Below are 19,733 nucleotides of genomic sequence, written 5' to 3' on the forward strand. Positions count from 1 at the left end.
CGTCGGCATGACCGACGGCATGGTCAGCCCGGATCTGGCCACCTTCACCGACTTGGCCGCCCGCTGGCGGGTGGTGCCGGTCACCCGGCGACTGCTGGCCGACGCGGAGACGCCGGTCGGGGTCTACCGCAAGCTCGCCGGCGGGCCCGGCACGTTCCTGCTGGAGTCCGCCGAGCAGGGCGTCGGCTCGTCGGGGCTGGCCTGGTCCCGGTACTCCTTCGTCGGCGTGCGCAGCAGCGCCACCCTGGTCGAACGGGACGGCTCGGCGGCCTGGCTCGGCGAGCCGCCCGCCGGACTGCCCACCGCAGGCGACCCGGTCGAGGTGCTGCGGGCCACGGTGGCGGCGCTGGCCGGTCCGCCCGGCGAGCCGGACGGGACCATGCCCCCGCTGACCGGTGGCATGGTCGGCTACCTCGGGTACGACCTGATCCGCCGCTTCGAGCGGCTGCCCTCGCTCACCGAGGACGACCTGCGCGTACCCGAGCTGGGCATGATGCTCGCCACCGACCTGGTGGTGCTGGACCACTTCGACGGCTCGGCCATCCTGGTCGCCAACGCGGTCCTGCCCCCGCTCGACGACCCGGACCGCGAGGCGCAGGTGGCCGCCGCCTACCACCACGCGGTGGGTCGGCTGGACGCGATGACCACCGCGCTGTCCCGGCCGATCCCGCCGATGGTCTCCACGGTCCGCCGCCCCAGTGCCGGCGAGGTACGCAGCCGTACCCCCGAGGGGGGCTACCCCAAGGCGGTCGAGGCGGCCAAGGAGGCGATCCGGGCCGGCGAGTGCTTCCAGATCGTGCTCGCCCAACGGTTCGAGCGCGACACCGACGCCGACCCGCTGGACGTCTACCGGGTGCTGCGCACCACCAACCCGAGCCCGTACATGTACCTGCTGCGCTTCGACGACTTCGACATCGTCGGCTCCTCCCCGGAGGCGCACCTGAAGGTGACCGGCGAGGTCGACGGCGAGCGGCGCGCGCTGCTGCACCCGATCGCGGGCACCCGCCCGCGCGGGGCCACCCCGGAGGCCGACGCACGGCTCGCCGCCGAACTGCTCGCCGACCCGAAGGAACGCGCCGAGCACGTGATGCTCGTCGACCTGGGCCGCAACGACCTGGGGCGGGTCTGCCGACCGGGCACCGTCGAGGTGCCGGAGTTCGCCACCATCGAGCGGTACAGCCATGTCATGCACATCGTCTCCACCGTGGTCGGGACACTGCGCGCCGACCGCACCGCCTTCGACGCGCTGGCCGCGACGTTCCCGGCGGGCACCCTGTCCGGGGCGCCGAAGGTGCGCGCCATGGAGATCATCGAGGAGCTGGAGCCGGTACGCCGGGGCCTGTACGGCGGCACCGTCGGCTACTTCGGCTTCGGTGGCGACCTCGACATGGCCATCGCCATCCGCACCGCGCTGATCCGGGCCGGTCGCGCGTACGTGCAGGCCGGTGCCGGGGTGGTGGCCGACTCCGATCCGGCCGCCGAGGACCAGGAGACCCGCAACAAGGCCGCCGCGGTGCTCGCCGCCATCGCCGCCGCCGAGACACTCAGGCCGGCTCGGTGAGCGCGAGGAACGCAGCGCAGCGGAGTCCCGCAGTCGCGAGCGGAGGGTGGGTTCGGTGAGCGCGAGGAACGCAGCGCAGCGGAGTCCCGCAGTCGCGAGCGAAAGGCAAGCCCAGTGAGTGAGCAGACCTCGCCCGGGGGCGACGCGCCGTCCGCGTCGGGCCGGCGCGAGTTGGCGTACGCCGTGCTGCTCTGCCTGGCCGGTGCGGGGCTGGCGCTCTGGGCGGTGACCCGCACCTGGGCGGTGGACACCGACGTGGTCGGCGTACCGACACCGTTGGCGGACGAAGGGCGGACCGGGACGCAACTGCTGCCCTGGCTGCCCGCGCTCGCCCTGGTCGGGCTGGCCGGTGGCGGCGCGGTGCTGGCCACCCGTGGCCGGCTGCGGCAGGTGCTCGGCGGGTTGCTGGCGCTGCTCGGCCTGATGATCGTCGGCGGCGGCGGATACGGGCTGGTCGCCGAGATCGGCGGCGAGGTGGCCCGGCAGTGGCCGGCGCTCACCCTGCTCGGCGGGTTGCTGGCGGCGGCCGGCGGGCTGTTGACGGCGCTGCGCGGGCGGGACTGGCCGGCGATGGGTGCCCGGTACGAGCGCCCGTCCCGGCAGTCGGCACCGGCGGCGGGCCCGATCCGTGGGGCCGGCACCGTCGAGGCGTGGGACGCGCTCGACCGGGGCGAGGACCCGACCGAGCGCTGAGCGGGCCGGACCGGGGTCAGGCGACCGGCTGGCGGTCCCGGGCGTCGGCCGACCGGCTGGCGGCGAGTTCGGCGACCAGCCGGTCCAGTGCGGCCCGCTGGTCGGCTCGGGCCCGGTCGGCGCAGATGGCCTCCCAGGCGTTGCCGCGGGCGGTCCGGATCCGGGTCGGGCCGACCACGGCGCGCTCCAGCGTGTGGACGACACCGACGGCGAGCGACGCGACGGTACGCGAGATGGTGGTGAGTCCGATGGTCTGCTGCGGCGCGGAGGAATTCATGATCACCCCGGGGAGAGATCGTCGTGGCGATGGGGTAGGCGCGTCATCGAGTGTGCCCGAGTCCGATGCTGCCCGGTTCACGTTTCGTGGTGATGACCACGACATCAACACTGCGGCAGGGGGTCTGAGCAGGCAAAGGGCCGTTCGGCCTTGAGCTTGCTCACAGCATCGACCGACCTCGACGGAAGCTGACCGGTAAGGTCGGGGCTGCCGTCGATATGGGTGGGCGTCGATAAGGGGGTGACGCAGCGTCACGCCCTGTTCGCGCAGGTCGGTCATTATGCCGCAGCCCATTTCGTGAGGCGCGCCATACCCCCACCGGTCGGTGCCAGGTGGCGGCACCTAGCATCGGCCCATGACACCCGGAGAGGGGAGTCCGTTGGTGACTGCTGAGCATCCGCACGCGGAAGGGAACGAGGCCGGCCCGGCAGCGTCCGTCAGCGTGCTCGACGAGATCCTGGCCGGCGTCCGCGAGGACGTGGACCGGCGGCAGGAGCAGGTCCCGATGGAGCGGATCCGCGAACTCGCCGCCGCCGCCCCGCCGCCGCTGGACGCGTACGCCGCGCTGCGTCGGCCCGGCGTCGCGGTCATCGCCGAGGTGAAGCGTTCCTCGCCGTCCAAGGGCAAGATCGCCGACATCGCCGACCCGGCGGACCTGGCCGGTGACTACGCGGCCGGTGGCGCCCGGGCGATCAGCGTGCTCACCGAGGGGCGCTGGTTCGGCGGTTCGCTGGAGGACCTCGCCGCCGTCCGGGCCGCGGTCAGCGTCCCGGTGCTGCGCAAGGACTTCGTGGTCTCCAGCTATCAGGTGCACGAGGCCCGCGCGCACGGCGCCGACCTGGTGCTGCTGATCGTCGCCGCGCTGGAGCAGAACGTGCTGGTCGGCCTGCTGGAGCGGATCGAGTCGCTGGGCATGACCGCGCTGGTCGAGGTGCACGACGAGGAGGAGGCCGACCGGGCCCTGGAGGCCGGCGCGCAGGTGATCGGGGTCAACGCCCGCGATCTGCGTACGCTGGAGGTCGACCGGTCGGTGTTCGAGCGGATCGCGCCCGGTCTGCCGAGCAACGTCGTCAAGATCGCCGAGTCCGGTGTCCGTGGTCCACACGACCTGATCCGGTACGCCTCGGCCGGGGCGGACGCGGTGCTGGTCGGTGAGGGCCTGGTCACCCAGAAGAGCCCGCGGGAGGCGGTGGCCGAGCTGGTCAACGCCGGCAACCACCCCGCCACGCCCCGCCCGGTGCGCTGACGCCGTCGCGGCGAGAGGATCCGACATGAGCGAGTCCTTCGAGCGAGTCATCCACGCGGTGGCTGATGGCGGCGCGCAGCGGAGCGGAGTGTCGGCATGAGCGAGCCTGTCGAGCGAATCATCGGTGCGGTGGTGCCTCACGGGGGCACGCAGCGGAGCGGAGTGTCAGCGTGAGCGAGCAGGCGTCTTTTCCGGACGCGGCCGGGCATTTCGGCCGGTTCGGTGGCCGGTTCGTGCCGGAGGCGCTGGTCGCCGCTCTGGACGAGCTGGACGCGGCGCACCGCGCGGCGATGGCCGACGAGTCGTTCCGGGCGGAGTTCGCCGCCCTGCTGCGCGACTACGCCGGCACCCCGTCGCTGCTCTACGAGGCCCGCCGGTTCTCCGCGCGTGTCGGCGCCCGGGTGCTGCTCAAGCGGGAGGACCTCAACCACACCGGCGCGCACAAGGTGCGCAACGTGCTCGGTCAGGCGCTGCTGACCCGGCGGATGGGCAAGAAGCGGGTGATCGCCGAGACCGGGGCCGGTCAGCACGGTGTCGCCACCGCCACCGCCGCCGCCCTGTTCGACCTGGACTGCGTGGTCTACATGGGCCAGGTCGACACCGAGCGGCAGGCGCTCAACGTGGCCCGGATGCGGATGCTCGGTGCCGAGGTGGTGCCGGTCACGAACGGCTCGCGCACGCTCAAGGACGCGATGAACGAGGCGATGCGGGACTGGGTCGCCAACGTCGACGACACGCACTACCTGATCGGGACGGCGGCCGGCCCGCACCCGTTCCCGGCTCTGGTGCGCGACTTCGTGCGCGGCATCGGCGACGAGGCGCGGGCCCAGTGCCAGGAGCTCACCGGCGGCCTGCCGGACGCCGTCACGGCCTGCGTCGGCGGCGGCTCCAACGCGTTGGGGATCTTCCACGCCTTCGTCGACGACCCACAGGTACGCCTCTACGGCTTCGAGGCCGGCGGCGACGGGGTGGCCACCGGACGGCACGCGGCCAGCATCACCGGCGGCTCCACCGGCGTGCTGCACGGCACGCGGACCTTCGTGCTGCAGGACGAGGACGGCCAGACCGTCGAGTCGCACTCGATCTCGGCCGGCCTGGACTACCCGGGCGTCGGCCCGGAGCACGCCTGGCTGCACGACACCGGCCGGGCCCGCTACCTGCCGGTCACCGACGACGAGGCGATGTCCGCGTTCGAGCTGCTCTGCCGTACCGAGGGGATCATCCCGGCGATCGAGAGCGCGCACGCGCTCGCCGGCACCCTGGCCGTGGCCCCGAAGCTCGCCGCCGAGTTGGGCCGGGAACCCACCATCGTGGTCAACCTCTCCGGTCGCGGCGACAAGGACGTGCACACCGCCGGCGAGTACTTCGGCATCCTGGGTTCGGAGCGAAGCGGAGTGGCGGCATGAGCGAGCGTCAGCGAGCGAATCATCTCGCCCTGGTGTCTCGTGACGGCGCGGAGCGAAGCGGAGCGGCGGCATGAGCCGGATCGGTGGGGCGTTCGAGAAGGCTCGGGCCGACGGCCGGGCGCTGCTGGTGGGCTGCATGCCGGCCGGCTTCCCGACGGTCGAGGGCAGCATCGCTGCGATGAAGGCGATGGTCTCGGCGGGCGTCGACGTGATCGAGGTGGAGATCCCGTACTCCGATCCGGTGATGGACGGCCCGGTCATCCAGCGGGCCAGCGACATCGCGCTGGCCGGCGGGGTACGCACCCGGGACACGCTGCGCATCGTGGAGGAGGTCGCGGCCACCGGTGCCCCGGTGGTGACGATGACCTACTGGAACCCGATCGAGCGGTACGGCGTGGACGCCTTCGCCCGGGACTACGCGGCGGCCGGCGGCACCGGGCTGGTCACCCCCGACCTGATCCCCGACGAGGCCCAGGAGTGGCTGGCCGCCTCGGACGCGCACGGACTGGACCGCACGTTCCTGGTCGCCCCCTCGTCCACCGACGCCCGGCTGGCGATGACCGTCGAACACTGCCGTGGTTTCGTCTACGCCACCGCGATCATGGGGGTCACCGGGGCCCGCGCGCAGACCTCGGAGGCAGCGCCGGTGCTGGTGTCGCGGGTCCGGGAGATCAGCGAGATCCCGGTCGGCGTCGGGCTGGGCGTGGGCACCGGGGAGCAGGCCGCCACCGTCGCCGGGTACGCCGACGCGGTGATCGTCGGCAGCGCCCTGATCCGCTGCCTGCTCGACGCCCCCGACCAGGAGGCCGGGCTGGCCGCTCTGCGGACGCTCAGCGCGGAGTTGGCCGAGGGCGTACGCAACCCGGCCCGCTGACCCGACCGGTACGCCACCTGGGGTGGGGCCGACGCGCGCGACGTTCCGAGGGACAAAAGCCCCGACGGGCCACGGAACCCGGGCGGCTGAGGCGGACCGGGGTGACGTTCCGGGGGTCCGCAGCGGTAGCGTGTGCACCCGTGAGTCTCGCCTCGCCGACGTCCCTGGCCGCCCTGCCCAGCCCGAGCACCGCCGTATGGCATCTCGGCCCGATCCCGCTGCGGGCGTACGCGCTGTGCATCATCGCCGGCATCGTGGTGGCCTGCTGGGTCACCGAGCGACGGTTGCGCCAGCGCGGCGTGGCCCCCGGCGCGGTGCTCGACATCGCCCTCTGGGCGGTGCCGGCCGGCATCATCGGCGCCCGGATCTACCACGTGATCACCTCACCGGCGGCGTACTTCGGCACCGGCGGTGACCCGATCAAGGTCTTCTTCATCCACGAGGGCGGCCTGGGTATCTGGGGTGCGGTCGCCGGTGGCGCGGTCGGCGCCTACATCGCCGCCCGGCAGCTCGGCATCCCGTTCGCGGTGGTCGCCGACGCGCTGGCGCCGGGCCTGCCGCTGGCGCAGGCGATCGGCCGGCTGGGCAACTGGTTCAACAACGAGCTGTACGGCGGCCGGACGGACCTGCCCTGGGGGCTGGAGATCCACCGGATGGACGGCGGTCAGGCGCTGCGTGACGAGGCGGGGCGGCCGATCCTGGAGGAGGGGCTCTACCACCCGACCTTCGCCTACGAGGCGCTCTGGAACGTGGGCGTCGCCGCGTTGGTGTTCTTCCTCGACCGCAAGCTGCGTCTCGGCCGGGGCCGGGCGTTCGCCCTCTATGTGATGGGCTACACGGCCGGCCGGTTCTGGATCGAGATGATGCGGACCGACGATGCCACCAGCATCCTCGGCGTACGCCTCAACGTCTGGACGGCGGCCCTGGTCTTCGTCGGCGCGTTGATCTACTTCCTGCGGGTGCGCGGGCCGCGTGAGTACCTGATCCCGGTCGGACTGCCGGCCGCCACCGCGGCACCGGCCGGCTCCGACGTCTCCCAGGTCGACCTGTCGGCGACGCGCGGCGGCCGGACCGAGCCGGCGGTGCCGGAGGGCTACCGGGTGGTCAGCGAGGAGCAGTTCGCGCACTGGCGGCAGACCGGTGAGGCCCCCGGCGAGGTGACCAACCCCGCCGACCCCGCCCCGGGCACCGACCCTGACTCCGACCCGGCCGCCGGCGCCTCGACCGACGACGGGGACACCCCGACCGCCGCCGAGGGCGCGGCGGCACGTCCGGCCGATCGCGACAGCTGAGGCCATGCGCAGCGCGGTCGTGGTCGGCGGCGGGCTGGGCGGCCTGGCGGTCTCCGGTGCGCTCGCCCGCTCGGGGTGGCAGGTCACCCTGCTGGAACGGGCCGACCGGATCCGGCCCGAGCCGACCGCCGTGGTGCTCTGGCCCAACGGCGTCCGCGCGCTGCGTGCCCTCGATCTCGGTGCCGGCCTGGACGCCATCGCCACCCCGCTGCCGGATGGCGGCGTGCGCCGCCCGGACGGGCACTGGCTGGTGCAGCCCCGGCAGACCCCGGCCGAGCGCCTGCCGGTCGTGGTGCACCGGGAGGACCTGCACGACGCGCTGATCGCGGGCCTGGGCGAGCGGGTCGAGCTGCGGACCGGCGTGACGGTACGCACCGTACGCGCCGCCCCGGGCGCCCGCCCGGCGGTCGGTGACGGCCGGCAGACGTTCGAGGCCGACCTGGTGGTCGCGGCCGACGGCGCGGACAGCGTGATCCGCCGCCAACTCGCCCCGGAGGCGAGCGTGGTCAGCTCCGGCTGTGCCGCCTGGCGCGCGGTGGTCCCCTGGTACCGCGCACCGAACCTGGCCGACGGCGGGCCCGTCGGTGGGGAGGTCCTCGGTGCCGGATACCGCTTCGCCGCCGCCTCGCTGGGCGAGCGCGGCTCCTCCGGCGCGTCCAGCCGGGGCGGCATCTACTGGATGGCCACCGCCGCCGGGGCACCCCGCCCGGAGCCGCCGGAGACCCAGTTGGCGCTGCTGCGACGCTGGTACGCGGGCTGGCCCGCCCCGGTCGACGAGCTGCTGGCCGCCACCGACCCGGCCGATCTGGTGCAGCAGGAGATCCGCGAGCTGCGTCCGCTGCCCAAGTCGTACGGCTTCCCGGTCGGACCGGGCGGGGTGGTGCTGCTCGGTGACGCCGCCCACGCCATGCCACCGCACCTCGGGCAGGGCGCCTGTCTGGCCTTCGAGGACGCCGTCACGCTCGCCGCGCTGCTGCGGGAGTCCACGCTGCCGGACGCGGTGGTGGCGTACGACCGGACGCGCCGCCCCCGCGCGGCCACCGTGGTCCGCCAGACCCGCCGCATGTCGGCGGTGCTGCAGACCCGTGGCCGGCTGGCCCTACGCGCCCGAGACGCCGCCCTCGGCACCATCACCCCCCGCCTCCTGGGCAGCGCTGCCTCCGTGGCCGCCCAGTGGCGCCCCCCAACCTGACCCACCCCCCCACCCCCCGCCGCCCCCGCCCGTCTGCTGCGTTGATCAAGAGGTTTTGGCGCTAGTTGATCTCCGGGAGCGACCAAACCTCTTGATCAACGCAGCGGTGGGTGACCAACGCGGCGGGGCGGTCAGGGGGTGACTGTGGCGGGTTCGGCTATGCAGGCGGTGCCGATGCGGCGGAAGCCGACGCGCAGGTAGACCCGGGCGATCTCTTCGCTGCCGGCGGAGAGGAAGACCAGGCCGGTGCCGTCGGCGAGCAGGGCGCGGGCCAGGGTGGCGGTGACCGCAGCGGCCAGGCCCCGACGGCGCGCGCTGGGCAGGGTGGCCACTCCGGCGATCTCGGCCACATCGCCGACCCGCATGGCCATCCCGCTGGCCAGGGCGCCCTCGGTGGGGGTCTCGGCCAGGGCGGAGAGTCGACTGCCGTCGGCGATCCGAGCCCGTTCCTCGTCCAGGGCGGCGACGTCGAGGCCGATCATGGCGGCGTCGCGTTCGGCCGGGCCGCCGGCGCCTCGGCTGGTGCCGGGCGCGGCGAAGCCGACGGCCGCGACGGCCCGGCGGGCGGCCACGTCGGCGGCGAGGTCCGGCGCGGCGGCGGCCAGCATCCGCACCGGTACGTCGGTGTACGTCGCCGGGTCGCCGACGGCCTCCGGGTCGAGCACCATCAGCGGGGCTTCCAGTACGCCGAGTCCGGCCGAGCGGGCGACCGCGAGCAGGTCCGGATTGATCTCGTGCACCCATTCCAGGGCCTCGGGCAGGCCGAGTTCCCGCTGTCGGTTGCGAACCGTCGTCAGGTCGGCCAGCGAGGGCGGTCGGTCGGCACCGAGGCGTGGACGGGCATAGAACGGCCATCCGGGGCCTTCGCGGACGAACAGCACACACCCGCCGTGTTCCTCCGCGCGGGCGGCGTCGCGGGGCACCGCGTCGTAGAAGCGCTCCAGCCGATCCAGCAGGTCGGCGTACGGTCTATCCACCGCGCGAGACTACACGTCCCAGAGTCTGGACGGTGTGATCAATCTGCACTGGCCTTGCGTACCGCGCCCTAACGTAGACTCAATAGTCCGATACAGGGCCGACGTCGTCCCGACCATGATCCACGCCTGAGTGACGACAGGAGGCCCGGGTGGCCTTTGCGTACCCACACCACCCCCAGCCGGCACCGCGCGACGGCCAGGTAGCGTCCCCTGCCGGCCTGTACGACGCCTCCCACGAGCACGACGCGTGTGGTGTGGCATTCGTGGCGGACCTGCACGGCCGGCGCTCGCACACGGTGGTCGCCAGCGGTCTCGGCGCCCTGTGTCGGCTGGACCACCGAGGTGCCCGGGGCGCCGAACCGAACACCGGTGACGGCGCGGGCATCATGATCCAGGTTCCGGACGCCTTCCTGCGCGCGGTGGTCGACTTCCCGCTGCCTCCGGCTGGCGAGTACGCCACCGGCCTGGTCTTCTTCCCGGACGACGACGCCGCCGAGGCCCGCGCCCGCCAGGTGATCGAGAAGTACGCCCTGGTGGAGGGTGCCGAGCTGCTCGGCTGGCGGGACGTCCCGGTGGACGCCTCCGACCTCGGCGAGACGGCCCTGGCAGCGATGCCCCGGGTGCGGCAGCTGTTCCTCGCCGCGGACCGGCTGACCGGCACCCCCGCCGGTCCGGCCGGCTCCCCGCTGCGCGGCATCGAGCTGGAGCGGGTCGCGTTCTGCGTCCGCAAGCAGGCCGAGCGTGAGTCGGCCGAGCGCGGCGTCCCGGCGTACTTCCCGTCGCTGTCCGGGCGGACCATGGTCTACAAGGGGATGCTCACCCCGGACCAGTTGCCCGCGTTCTATCCGGACCTGACCGACGAGCGGGTGGACAGCGCCATCGCGTTGGTGCACTCGCGCTTCTCCACGAACACGTTCCCGTCCTGGCCGCTGGCGCACCCGTACCGGTTCATCGCGCACAACGGTGAGATCAACACGATCCGCGGCAACCGGAACTGGATGCAGGCCCGCGAGGCGCTGCTGCGGACGCCGGAGCTGTCCGGCAACATCCGCCGGGTCTTCCCGATCTGCACCCCGGCAGCCTCCGACTCGGCCAACTTCGACGAGGTCCTGGAGCTGCTGCACCTGGCCGGGCGCAGCCTGCCGCACGCGGTGCTGATGATGATTCCGGAGGCGTGGGAGAACGACCCGGACATGGCCGCCGACAAGCGCGCCTTCTACCGGTTCCACGCCAGCCTGATGGAGCCGTGGGACGGCCCGGCCTCGGTCGCCTTCACCGACGGCGAGATCGTCGGCGCGGTGCTCGACCGCAACGGGCTGCGTCCGGGCCGCTGGTGGCAGACCGCCGACGGACTCGTGGTGCTGGGCAGCGAGGCGGGCGTGCTCGACCTCGACCCGGCCACCGTGGTCGCCAAGGGCCGGCTCCAGCCCGGCAAGATGTTCCTGGTCGACACCACCGCCGGTCGGATCGTGCACGACGACGAGATCAAAACCGAGCTGGCCGCCGCCCAGCCGTACGCGGACTGGCTGCACGCCGGGCTGATCGAGATGGACGACCTGCCGCACCGCGAGCACGAGGTCTACACCCACGACTCGGTACGCCGTCGCCAGCAGACCTTCGGCTACACCGAGGAGGAGCTGAAGATCCTGCTCGCCCCGATGGCCCGCACCGGTGCGGAGCCGATCGGCTCGATGGGCACGGACACCCCGATCGCCCCGCTGTCCACCCGGCCACGGCTGCTCTACGACTACTTCCACCAGCTCTTCGCCCAGGTCACCAACCCGCCGCTGGACGCCATCCGCGAGGAGTTGGTGACCAGCCTGGCGACGACCATCGGGCCGGAGGGCAACCTGCTCGACCCGGGCCCGGCGAGCTGCCGGCAGATCGTGCTGCCCTACCCGGTGATCGACAACGACGAGCTGGCCAAGATCCTCTCCGTCGACGAGGACGGTGACCTGCCCGGCTTCAAGGCGGTCCGGGTCTCCGGGCTCTACCGGATCCGGGACGGCGGCGCCGGCATCAAGGCCCGGCTGACCGAGATCTGCCGGCACGTCTCCGAGGCGATCGAGGACGGCGTCCGCATCCTGGTGCTCTCCGACCGGGACTCCAACGCCGACCTCGCGCCGATCCCGTCCCTGCTGCTCACCGCCGCGGTGCACCAGCACCTGGTCCGGGAGCAGACGCGGACCCAGGTGGCGCTCATCGTGGAGTCCGGGGACTGCCGCGAGGTGCACCACGCGGCGGTGCTCATCGGCTACGGCGCGGCGGCGGTCAACCCGTACCTCGCCTTCGAGTCGGTCGAGGACATGATCTCCACCGGGTCGCTGGCCGGGGTCGAGCCGCGGACCGCGATCCGCAACTACGTCAAGGCGCTCGGCAAGGGCGTCCTGAAGATCATGTCCAAGATGGGCATCTCCACCGTGTCGTCGTACTGCGGGGCGCAGGTCTTCGAGGCGGTCGGCCTGGAGACCCGCCTGGTGCAGCGGTACTTCCGGGGCACGCCGAGCACGATCAGCGGCGTCGGGCTGGACGGCATCCACGCCGAGGTGGCCGCCCGGCACGCGCTGGCCTGGCCGCCGCCGGGCGCCGAGGCCGCCGACGGGCTGCCGGTCGGCGGTGAGTACCAGTGGCGTCGCGAGGGCGAGCTGCACCTGTTCAACCCGGAGACGGTCTTCCTGCTCCAGCACGCCACCCGGACCCGGCAGTACGACGTGTTCCGCGCGTACACCACCAAGGTCGACGAGCTGGCCGCGAAGGCCGGGTCGCTGCGCGGGCTGTTCCGGCTGCGGACCGGCGACCGGACGCCGGTGCCGATCGAGGAGGTCGAGCCGGTCAGCGAGATCGTCAAGCGGTTCGCCACCGGCGCCATGTCGTACGGGTCGATCTCGGCGGAGTCGCACGAGACCCTGGCGATCGCGATGAACCGGCTCGGCGGCAAGTCCAACACCGGCGAGGGCGGCGAGGACGTCGAGCGCCTCTACGACCCGGCCCGCCGCTCGTCGGTCAAGCAGATCGCCAGTGGCCGCTTCGGCGTCACCAGCGAATACCTGGTCAACGCCGACGACCTCCAGATCAAGATGGCCCAGGGCGCCAAGCCCGGCGAGGGCGGTCAGCTCCCCGGCAACAAGGTGTGGCCGTGGATCGCCCGGACCCGGCACGCCACTCCCGGGGTCGGGTTGATCTCGCCGCCGCCGCACCACGACATCTATTCGATCGAGGACCTCGCCCAGCTCGTACACGACCTCAAGTGCGTCAACCCGGCCGCCCGGGTGCACGTCAAGCTGGTCAGCGAGGTGGGTGTCGGCACGGTGGCCGCCGGGGTGGCCAAGCTCAAGGCCGACGTCATCCTGATCTCCGGTCACGACGGCGGTACCGGCGCCTCCCCGCTGAACTCGCTCAAGCACGCCGGCACCCCCTGGGAGCTGGGCCTGGCCGAGGCACAGCAGACGCTGCTGCTCAACAAGCTGCGGGACCGGGTCACCGTGCAGGTCGACGGCCAGCTCAAGACCGGCCGGGACGTGGTGGTGGCGGCGCTGCTCGGTGCCGAGGAGTTCGGTTTCGCCACCGCGCCGCTGATCGTCTCCGGCTGCGTGATGATGCGCGTGTGTCACCTGGACACCTGCCCGGTCGGCATCGCCACCCAGAACCCGGTGCTGCGCGAGCGCTTCAACGGCAAGCCGGAGTTCGTGGAGAACTTCTTCCTCTTCCTCGCCGAGGAGATCCGCGGTTACCTGGCCGAGCTGGGCCTGCGCAGCATCGACGAGGCGATCGGCCGGACCGAGCTGCTCGACGTCGCGCCCGCCGTCGCGCACTGGAAGGCCGGTGGGGTCGACCTCGGTCGCGTACTGCATCTGCCGGAGCTGCCGGAGGGCGCCGCGCGCCGGGGCGTCCGGGCCCAGGACCACGGCCTGGAGCTGGCGCTGGACAACGAGCTGATCGCGCTGGCCGCCCCGGTGCTGGACGCGTCACCGGCCGACGGGACGCCGGTCGGTCCGGTTCGGGCCGAGGTGACGATCCGCAACGAGCACCGCAGCGTCGGCGCCATGCTGGGCGGCGAGGTGACCCGCCGGTACGGCGGTGCCGGGCTGCCCGCCGACACCGTCGAGTTCACCCTGCGCGGCACGGCCGGGCAGTCGTTCGGCGCGTTCCTGCCGCGCGGGGTCACCATGCGGCTGCACGGCGACGCCAACGACTACGTCGGCAAGGGCCTCTCCGGCGGGCGGCTGGTCGTCCGGCCGGACGCGTCGGCGCCGTTCGTCGGCACCGGTGCCGAGGTCGGCCGGCGCGCCGAGGACCAGATCATCGCCGGCAACACCATCCTGTACGGCGCCACCGAGGGCGAGGTGTTCCTGCGTGGCCGGGTGGGCGAGCGGTTCGCGGTGCGCAACTCCGGCGCGGTGGCCGTCGTCGAGGGCGTCGGCGACCACGGCTGCGAGTACATGACCGGCGGCACGGTGGTGGTGCTCGGCCCGACCGGGCGCAACTTCGCGGCCGGTATGTCCGGCGGCACCGCGTTCGTCTGGAACCTCGACCGGCGGCGGGTCAACACCGAGCTGGTCGACCTCGCCGCCCCCGGCGAGCAGGAGCGGGTCCGGCTGCACGAGCTGGTGCAGCGGCACTTCGCGGAGACCGACTCGGCGGTCGCCGAGGCGCTGCTCAAGCGCTGGCCGGAAGCGGTGGAGGAATTCACCGCCGTGGTACCCCGGGACTACCGCCGGGTGATGGAGATCATGCGGGCCGCCGAAGCCGCCGGCCAGAACGTCGACGACGCGGTGATGAGTGCGCTCGCACCGACCGCGCAGCCGCCGCAGGCGGCACCCGCGTCGATGCCGGTTCCGTCCGCGTCGCGGGCGATCGCCCAGGAGGTGGCTCGTGCCTGACCCGAACGGTTTCCTGCGCTACCCCCGGCGGATGCCGGCGCGTCGGCCGGTACCGGTGCGGATCAGCGACTGGCGCGAGGTCTACCCGCCCGCCGGTGAGGAGCTGATCCGCGAGCAGGCCACCCGGTGCATGGACTGCGGCATCCCGTTCTGCCACAGCGACACCGCCGGCTGTCCGCTGGGCAACCGCATCCCGGACTGGAACGACCTGGTCCGCACCGGCAACTGGGACGCGGCGGTGGAGTCGCTGCACGCCACCAACAACTTCCCCGAGTTCACCGGCCGGCTCTGCCCGGCGCCCTGCGAGTCGGCCTGCGTGCTCGGCATCGGCGGGGGCGCCCCGGTGACCATCAAGCAGGTCGAGGTGGAGATCGCCGACGCCGCGGTGGCCCGAGGGCTGACCCCGCAGCCGAGTCCGACCCCGTCCGGGCGGTCGGTGGCGGTGGTCGGCTCCGGCCCGGCCGGGCTGGCCGCCGCGCAGCAACTCGCCCGTGCCGGGCACGCCGTCACCGTGTACGAGCGCGACGACACCCCGGGCGGCCTGCTGCGGTACGGCATCCCCGACTTCAAGCTGGAGAAGCGGCACATCGACGCCCGGCTGGCGCAGTTGACCGCCGAGGGCGTGGTGTTCCGGACCGGCGTGAACGTCGGCGTCGACGTCACCGCCGCGCAGCTCCGCGGCCAGCACGACGCGGTGCTGCTGGCCTGCGGGGCGTTGCAGGGCCGGGACACCGACACCGTGGGCCGGCAGCTGCGCGGGGTGCACCAGGCGATGGCGCACCTGGTCGCCGCCAACCGGGTGGTCGCCGCGGCCGGCGCGGGCCGTCCCGCGCTGGCCACCCTGCCGGACGGTACGCCGATCGACGCGGCCGGCAAGCACGTGGTCATCATCGGTGGTGGCGACACCGCGGCCGACTGCCTCGGGGTGGCGCACCGGCAGGGCGCGGCCGGCGTACACCAGCTCGACCTGTACCCGCGACCGCCGCAGGCCCGCGACGAGGCGCGCGACCCGTGGCCGACCTGGCCGTGGGTGCTGCGCGAGTACGCGGCGCACGAGGAGGGCGGCGAGCGCGTCTTCGCGGTCGCGGTGCAGGAGTTCGTCGACGACGGCACCGGTGCGGTCCGTGCGGTGCGGATCGCCGAGGTGACCGTCGAGAAGCGGGACGGCCGGCGCATCGTCACCACTGTCCCGGGGACCGAACGGGAGTTGCCCGCCGACCTGGTGCTGCTGGCCATCGGCTTCGAGGGCACCGAGGCGCAGCCGCTGCTGACCCAGTTCGGGGTGACCCGCAACGCGCGGGGCGCGATCGACTCGCGGGGCGACTGGCAGACCGAGGCCGACGGGGTCTTCGTCGCCGGTGACATGCACCGGGGAGCGTCGCTGATCGTCTGGGCCATCGCCGAGGGCCGGGCCGCCGCCGCCGCGATCCACGAGTACCTCGGTGGTGTCGGCACCCTCCCGGCACCCGTGCACGCCACGTCCCAACCCCTCGCTGTGTAAGGAAGGGCCCCCTGTTAACGCCTCGTGCATAGCAGGGGACCCCTCCTAACAACCGCACACACACGCCCGGCCGCGATCGGCCGGGCGTGTCGTGTCTGCGAAGCGCGGGCTATTCACTTCATCTGCATGTTTCGATAGCATTACCGGCTAGTAACAACCCCTGGCCACGCGCGCGGTCCACGGGCTCCACCACCACCCTCTGTGGAGGTCCGTCATGTCCCACCGTCCGCTGGCCCGTGCCCTCGCCACGCTGGTCGCCCTCGCCACCGCCACCCTCGGCGCGTTGGCCGTCCCCACCGCCGCCCAGGCCGCCGCACCCGTGCACTACGTCGCGCTCGGCGACTCGTACTCCTCCGGGGTCGGCGCCGGCCCGTACGACCTGTCCACCTGCCTACGCAGCCAGAAGTCGTACGCGCCACTGTGGGCCGCCGCCAACGCGGTGGCCAGCTTCCGCTTCCCGGCCTGCGGCGGCGCGGTCACCGCCGACGTGCTCGCCAACCAACTCGGCGCGCTCAGCGCCACCACCACGATGGTCACCATCACCGTCGGCGGCAACGACGCCGGATTCGCCGACGTGATGACCAGTTGCCGGTTCGGCAGCACCTCCACCTGCACCAGCGCGGTCAACGAGGCCAAGGCCTTCGCCACCGGCACCCTTCCGGCCCGGCTGGACCGCACGTACGCGGCCATCCGCGAGCGCGCTCCGAACGCACGGCTGATCGTGCTCGGCTACCCGCGTCTGTTCGAGACCCGCTCCTGCGGGCTGCTGGCGATGAGCACCTACAAGCGCACCATCCTCAACGAGGCGGCCGACGTCCTCGCCGAGGTGACCGCCGACCGGGCGGCCGCAGCCGGCGCCACCTTCGCCGACACCCGGCCCACCTTCGCCGGCCACGGCGTCTGCGGCGCCCAGCCATGGATCCGCGACGTCACCGGCGTCATCGAGGCGTACCACCCCAACGCCGACGGCTACCGGTACGGCTACCTGCCCGCGCTCAACGCGGTCACCGGCTGACCGCTCGCGATGTTAGGAAGGGTCCCCTGCTATACACGAGGCGTTAGCAGGGGACCCTTCCTTTCATCACACGCCCGGCGGTGACGGGACCGTGCCCGGATCGCCGCTGTCCGTTAGGGTTTCAGCGGACCAGGCGGCCGTCGGCGGAGGGGCACACGTTGGGCAGGCTCGCGTCGGCGTACGGGCAGGCGATGGCCGCCCACCGGGCCGCCCGGGCCCACCTCGACTCCGCCCGTGACGCGCTGCGCGGTGCGGTGCCGATCACCCCGGCGGCCGACACCGACCTGGTGGCCCGGCTGGCCCGGGTCGGCACCGCGTTGGCCACCCCGACGCCGGGTACGCCCCTGGTGCACCAGCCCGTGCCGGTACGCGTCGGTGCAGCGGTCGTCGCCGGTGGCGGATTCCCGGTGCTGCTGCCGCTCGGTGCCGGGCACCATCTGGCGGTCGACACCGACGCCCGTGACCCGGCCGTGGCCGCCCTGCTGCGGGCACTCGTGCTGCGGTTGCTGGCCACCGCCGCGCCCGGCGGCGTCCGGGTCGCCGGGCTGGACACGGCCGCTCTCGGTGCCACCTTCGGTCCACTGCGGCCCCTGACCGACGCCGGGGTGATCGACCCACCGGCCACCACCGACGCCGATGTCACCGCCCTGCTCGACGCCGCCGAACAGCACGCCCGGGACGCGCGTCGCGCCGACCGGCCCGACCAGGAACTCCTGCTGGTGGTCGCCGCGTCCGTCCCGTCGCCCCGCGAGGCGGCCCGGCTCGCCGCGCTCACCCACGCCGGGCCCGCCGCAGCGGTCTGCGTCCTGCTGGCCGGCTGGCCGGCGACCGGCCCGGGGGAGTCCGCGCCACCCCTGGGCCACACCACCGTGGTGCGGCTGGCCGGCGACCAGTCCCACGTCGGTGGCGGGCAGGGCGGGCCGTCATCCGGGGACGTCGGCAGGCTGGCCCGGGTCGGTGACCCGCCCGGAACGCCGTTCAGCGCCGACGGCAGCGGGCTGAGCGTCCCGGTGCGTCTGGACGGCGACGCGCCGCCGGCCTCGGTCGCCGCCCTCGCCACCCACCTGGGCGACGCCGCCCGGCGCGGCGCGGCGGTCAGCTTCGCCGACCTGCTGCCCGGGCAGCGCTGGACCGCCTCCGCCCGCGCCGGCCTGCGTACCGTGGTGGGCCGCGCCGGACGCGACCCGTTCAGCATGGCCTTCGACGACGCCACCCCGCACTGGCTGGTCGGCGGACGCACCGGCGCCGGCAAGACGGTCTTCCTGCTCGACGTGCTCTACGGCCTGGCCGCCCGCTACTCGCCGGCCGAGTTGCAGCTCTACCTCCTCGACTTCAAGGAGGGGGTGAGCTTCACCGAGTTCGTCCCCACCGGACACGACCCGTCGTGGTTGCCGCACGCCCGTGCCGTCGGCATCGAGAGCGACCGCGAGTACGGCGTGGCCGTGCTCCGCGAGCTGCGCCGCGAACTGCACCGGCGGGCCACCGCACTCAAACGCCACGGCGTCACCAAGCTCGCCGACCTGCCCGCCGACACGCCGGTGCCCCGGATCGTCGCCGTGATCGACGAGTTCCAGGTGCTGCTGGCCGCCAACGACCCGCTCGCCCGCGAATCGGTGGACCTGCTGGAGGAATTGGCCCGCAAGGGCCGCTCGTACGGCGTACACCTGGTGCTCGCCAGCCAGAGCACGACGGGGATCGAGGCGCTCTACGGGCGGGCCGAGGCGGTCTTCGGTCAGTTCGCGCTGCGGGTGGCGCTGGCCGGCGGCGGGGGAGTGCTCGACCAGCTCAACGACGCGGCGGCGACGCTGCCGGTCGGCTCAGCCGTGGTCAACACCGCCGCCGGTGCGCCCGGCGCGAACACCGTGATCCGGTTCCCCGACGCGCACGCCGCCGGTGGCGAGCTGACCCGGCTACGGCACGACCTGTGGCAGGCCCGCCCGCCCGGCGCGCGCCCACCGTCGGTGTTCCGGGGGTACGACACCGCGCGCGTCGAGGCCGACGCCACCTTCACCGGTCTACGCCCCGGCGGACGGCGTCCCCTGGCGCTGGTCGGCCGGACGGTCGACGTGGACGGCACCACCGCCATGTTCATCATGGACACCGCCCCCGGCCGGCACCTGGCCGTGGTGGGCACCTCGCCCACCGGTGCCGAGGTGCTGCGCGCCGCGACTCTGAGCCTCGCCCGGCAGCACACCCCCGGCGAGGCAACCTTCCTGCTCGCCCCGCTGGTCGCCGCCGCCGACTCGGCCGCCGACGACACCGCCGCCGAACTCACCGCCGCCGGGCATCCGGTGCAGCGGCTCGACACCGCCGCCCTGCGCGCCCGGATCGGCACCCTCGGGGCCGCCACTCCCGACGCCGGTACGTCCGATCCCGGCGTGCCCGGGGCCGGCGCGCCCGACCCGTCTGCGCCGTCCGGCGGACCGGTCGCTGCGGCGCGTACCTATCTGGTGGTGTTCGGGGTGGACGCCGCCGCCGGACGGCTCGCCGAGACCGATCCGGCGACCTTCCGCTCCGGCCACGACGACCTGCGGACCCTGCTGCGCCAGGGCCCCGGCCACGGGGTACACCTGCTCGGCTGGTGGCGTGGCCTGCGTCGACTCGCCGACGACCTCGGCGGCACCCAGAACCGCGACGACGTGGCCTGCCTGGTCGCGTTGAACGTGCCCGGCGCCGACCTCGGTCTGCACCTCGGCGTGCACGACCTCGCGTACACGCCCCGGGCCGACCGGGCGCTGCTGGTGGACCGGCACGACCAGCGGGTCCGGTTGATCGTGCCGTTCGCCCGGGACGGGCACACCCCCGACGGGCAGGAGTGA

The 19,733-nt window shown here is 73.7% G+C and carries 13 protein-coding genes; 11 read left to right on the forward strand and 2 right to left on the reverse strand.

The features are described from left to right. Positions 1–7: 7 nt before the first annotated feature. On the forward strand, positions 8–1,561 hold the full coding sequence (locus ACIBO1_RS08435) for an anthranilate synthase component I (protein ID WP_396742696.1): 1,554 nt from the start codon (positions 8–10) through the stop codon (positions 1,559–1,561). Between the two features lie 114 nt (positions 1,562–1,675). Continuing rightward, positions 1,676–2,254, forward strand: coding sequence for a Trp biosynthesis-associated membrane protein (locus tag ACIBO1_RS08440; RefSeq protein WP_396742699.1), 579 nt, complete (start codon positions 1,676–1,678; stop codon positions 2,252–2,254). Between the two features lie 16 nt (positions 2,255–2,270). Here ACIBO1_RS08440 and ACIBO1_RS08445 read toward each other — a convergent pair whose 3' ends face one another. Continuing rightward, positions 2,271–2,531 carry a hypothetical protein gene (locus ACIBO1_RS08445; RefSeq protein WP_396742702.1) on the reverse strand — a complete coding sequence of 87 codons (261 nt, stop codon included), beginning with the start codon at positions 2,529–2,531 and terminating at the stop codon, positions 2,271–2,273. Positions 2,532–2,973: 442 nt separating this feature from the next. On the opposite strand from ACIBO1_RS08445, the gene trpC reads away from it, so the two are divergent. The 5 genes from trpC to ACIBO1_RS08470 all read left to right on the forward strand — a co-directional run bounded on the left by trpC (position 2,974) and on the right by ACIBO1_RS08470 (position 8,541). Continuing rightward, on the forward strand, positions 2,974–3,777 hold the full coding sequence (trpC, locus tag ACIBO1_RS08450) for an indole-3-glycerol phosphate synthase TrpC (protein WP_350696790.1): 804 nt from the start codon (positions 2,974–2,976) through the stop codon (positions 3,775–3,777). Positions 3,778–3,947: 170 nt separating this feature from the next. Next, on the forward strand, positions 3,948–5,183 hold the full coding sequence (trpB, locus tag ACIBO1_RS08455; protein WP_396742705.1) for a tryptophan synthase subunit beta: 1,236 nt from the start codon (positions 3,948–3,950) through the stop codon (positions 5,181–5,183). Positions 5,184–5,253: 70 nt separating this feature from the next. Then, entirely contained in the window at positions 5,254–6,057 is an 804-nt protein-coding gene (trpA, locus tag ACIBO1_RS08460; RefSeq protein WP_396742708.1) for a tryptophan synthase subunit alpha, read from the forward strand. Positions 6,058–6,197: 140 nt separating this feature from the next. Then, positions 6,198–7,349, forward strand: a complete 1,152-nt coding sequence (gene lgt / locus ACIBO1_RS08465; RefSeq protein ID WP_396742711.1) for a prolipoprotein diacylglyceryl transferase — start codon at positions 6,198–6,200, stop codon at positions 7,347–7,349. A gap of 4 nt (positions 7,350–7,353) precedes the next feature. Next, positions 7,354–8,541 carry an FAD-dependent oxidoreductase gene (locus tag ACIBO1_RS08470; RefSeq protein ID WP_396742714.1) on the forward strand — a complete coding sequence of 396 codons (1,188 nt, stop codon included), beginning with the start codon at positions 7,354–7,356 and terminating at the stop codon, positions 8,539–8,541. A 131-nt stretch (positions 8,542–8,672) separates the two neighbouring features. On the opposite strand, the gene ACIBO1_RS08475 is transcribed toward ACIBO1_RS08470, so the two are convergent. Beyond that, a complete protein-coding gene (locus tag ACIBO1_RS08475) occupies positions 8,673–9,518 on the reverse strand; it encodes a GNAT family N-acetyltransferase (protein WP_396742717.1) in 846 nt (281 codons plus the stop codon). Positions 9,519–9,667: 149 nt separating this feature from the next. Between ACIBO1_RS08475 and gltB the strand changes: the two genes are divergently transcribed. The 4 genes from gltB to ACIBO1_RS08495 all read left to right on the forward strand — a co-directional run bounded on the left by gltB (position 9,668) and on the right by ACIBO1_RS08495 (position 19,733). Beyond that, a complete protein-coding gene (gltB, locus tag ACIBO1_RS08480) occupies positions 9,668–14,398 on the forward strand; it encodes a glutamate synthase large subunit (RefSeq protein ID WP_396742720.1) in 4,731 nt (1,576 codons plus the stop codon). Continuing rightward, a complete protein-coding gene (locus tag ACIBO1_RS08485; RefSeq protein WP_396742723.1) occupies positions 14,391–15,899 on the forward strand; it encodes a glutamate synthase subunit beta in 1,509 nt (502 codons plus the stop codon). Before gltB ends, ACIBO1_RS08485 begins: the two co-directional genes overlap by 8 nt. Before the next feature lie 214 nt (positions 15,900–16,113). Next, complete coding sequence (locus ACIBO1_RS08490; protein ID WP_396742726.1) at positions 16,114–16,914, forward strand: SGNH/GDSL hydrolase family protein; 801 nt, start codon at positions 16,114–16,116, stop codon at positions 16,912–16,914. Between the two features lie 191 nt (positions 16,915–17,105). Next, a complete protein-coding gene (locus tag ACIBO1_RS08495; protein ID WP_396743287.1) occupies positions 17,106–19,733 on the forward strand; it encodes an FtsK/SpoIIIE domain-containing protein in 2,628 nt (875 codons plus the stop codon).

The organism is Micromonospora sp. NPDC049903 (assembly GCF_044460945.1).
Lineage (GTDB): Bacteria > Actinomycetota > Actinomycetes > Mycobacteriales > Micromonosporaceae > Micromonospora.

Excerpts from the sequence above, each read along its gene's own strand:
- ACIBO1_RS08435 (WP_396742696.1), top strand. The coding sequence starts at position 8 with ATGACCGACGGCATGGTCAGCCCGGATCTGGCCACCTTCACCGACTTG.
- ACIBO1_RS08445 (WP_396742702.1), bottom strand. The coding sequence starts at position 2,531 with ATGAATTCCTCCGCGCCGCAGCAGACCATCGGACTCACCACCATCTCG.
- trpA (WP_396742708.1), top strand. The coding sequence starts at position 5,254 with ATGAGCCGGATCGGTGGGGCGTTCGAGAAGGCTCGGGCCGACGGCCGG.
- ACIBO1_RS08470 (WP_396742714.1), top strand. The coding sequence starts at position 7,354 with ATGCGCAGCGCGGTCGTGGTCGGCGGCGGGCTGGGCGGCCTGGCGGTC.
- ACIBO1_RS08490 (WP_396742726.1), top strand. The coding sequence starts at position 16,114 with ATGTCCCACCGTCCGCTGGCCCGTGCCCTCGCCACGCTGGTCGCCCTC.
- ACIBO1_RS08495 (WP_396743287.1), top strand. The coding sequence starts at position 17,106 with ATGGCCGCCCACCGGGCCGCCCGGGCCCACCTCGACTCCGCCCGTGAC.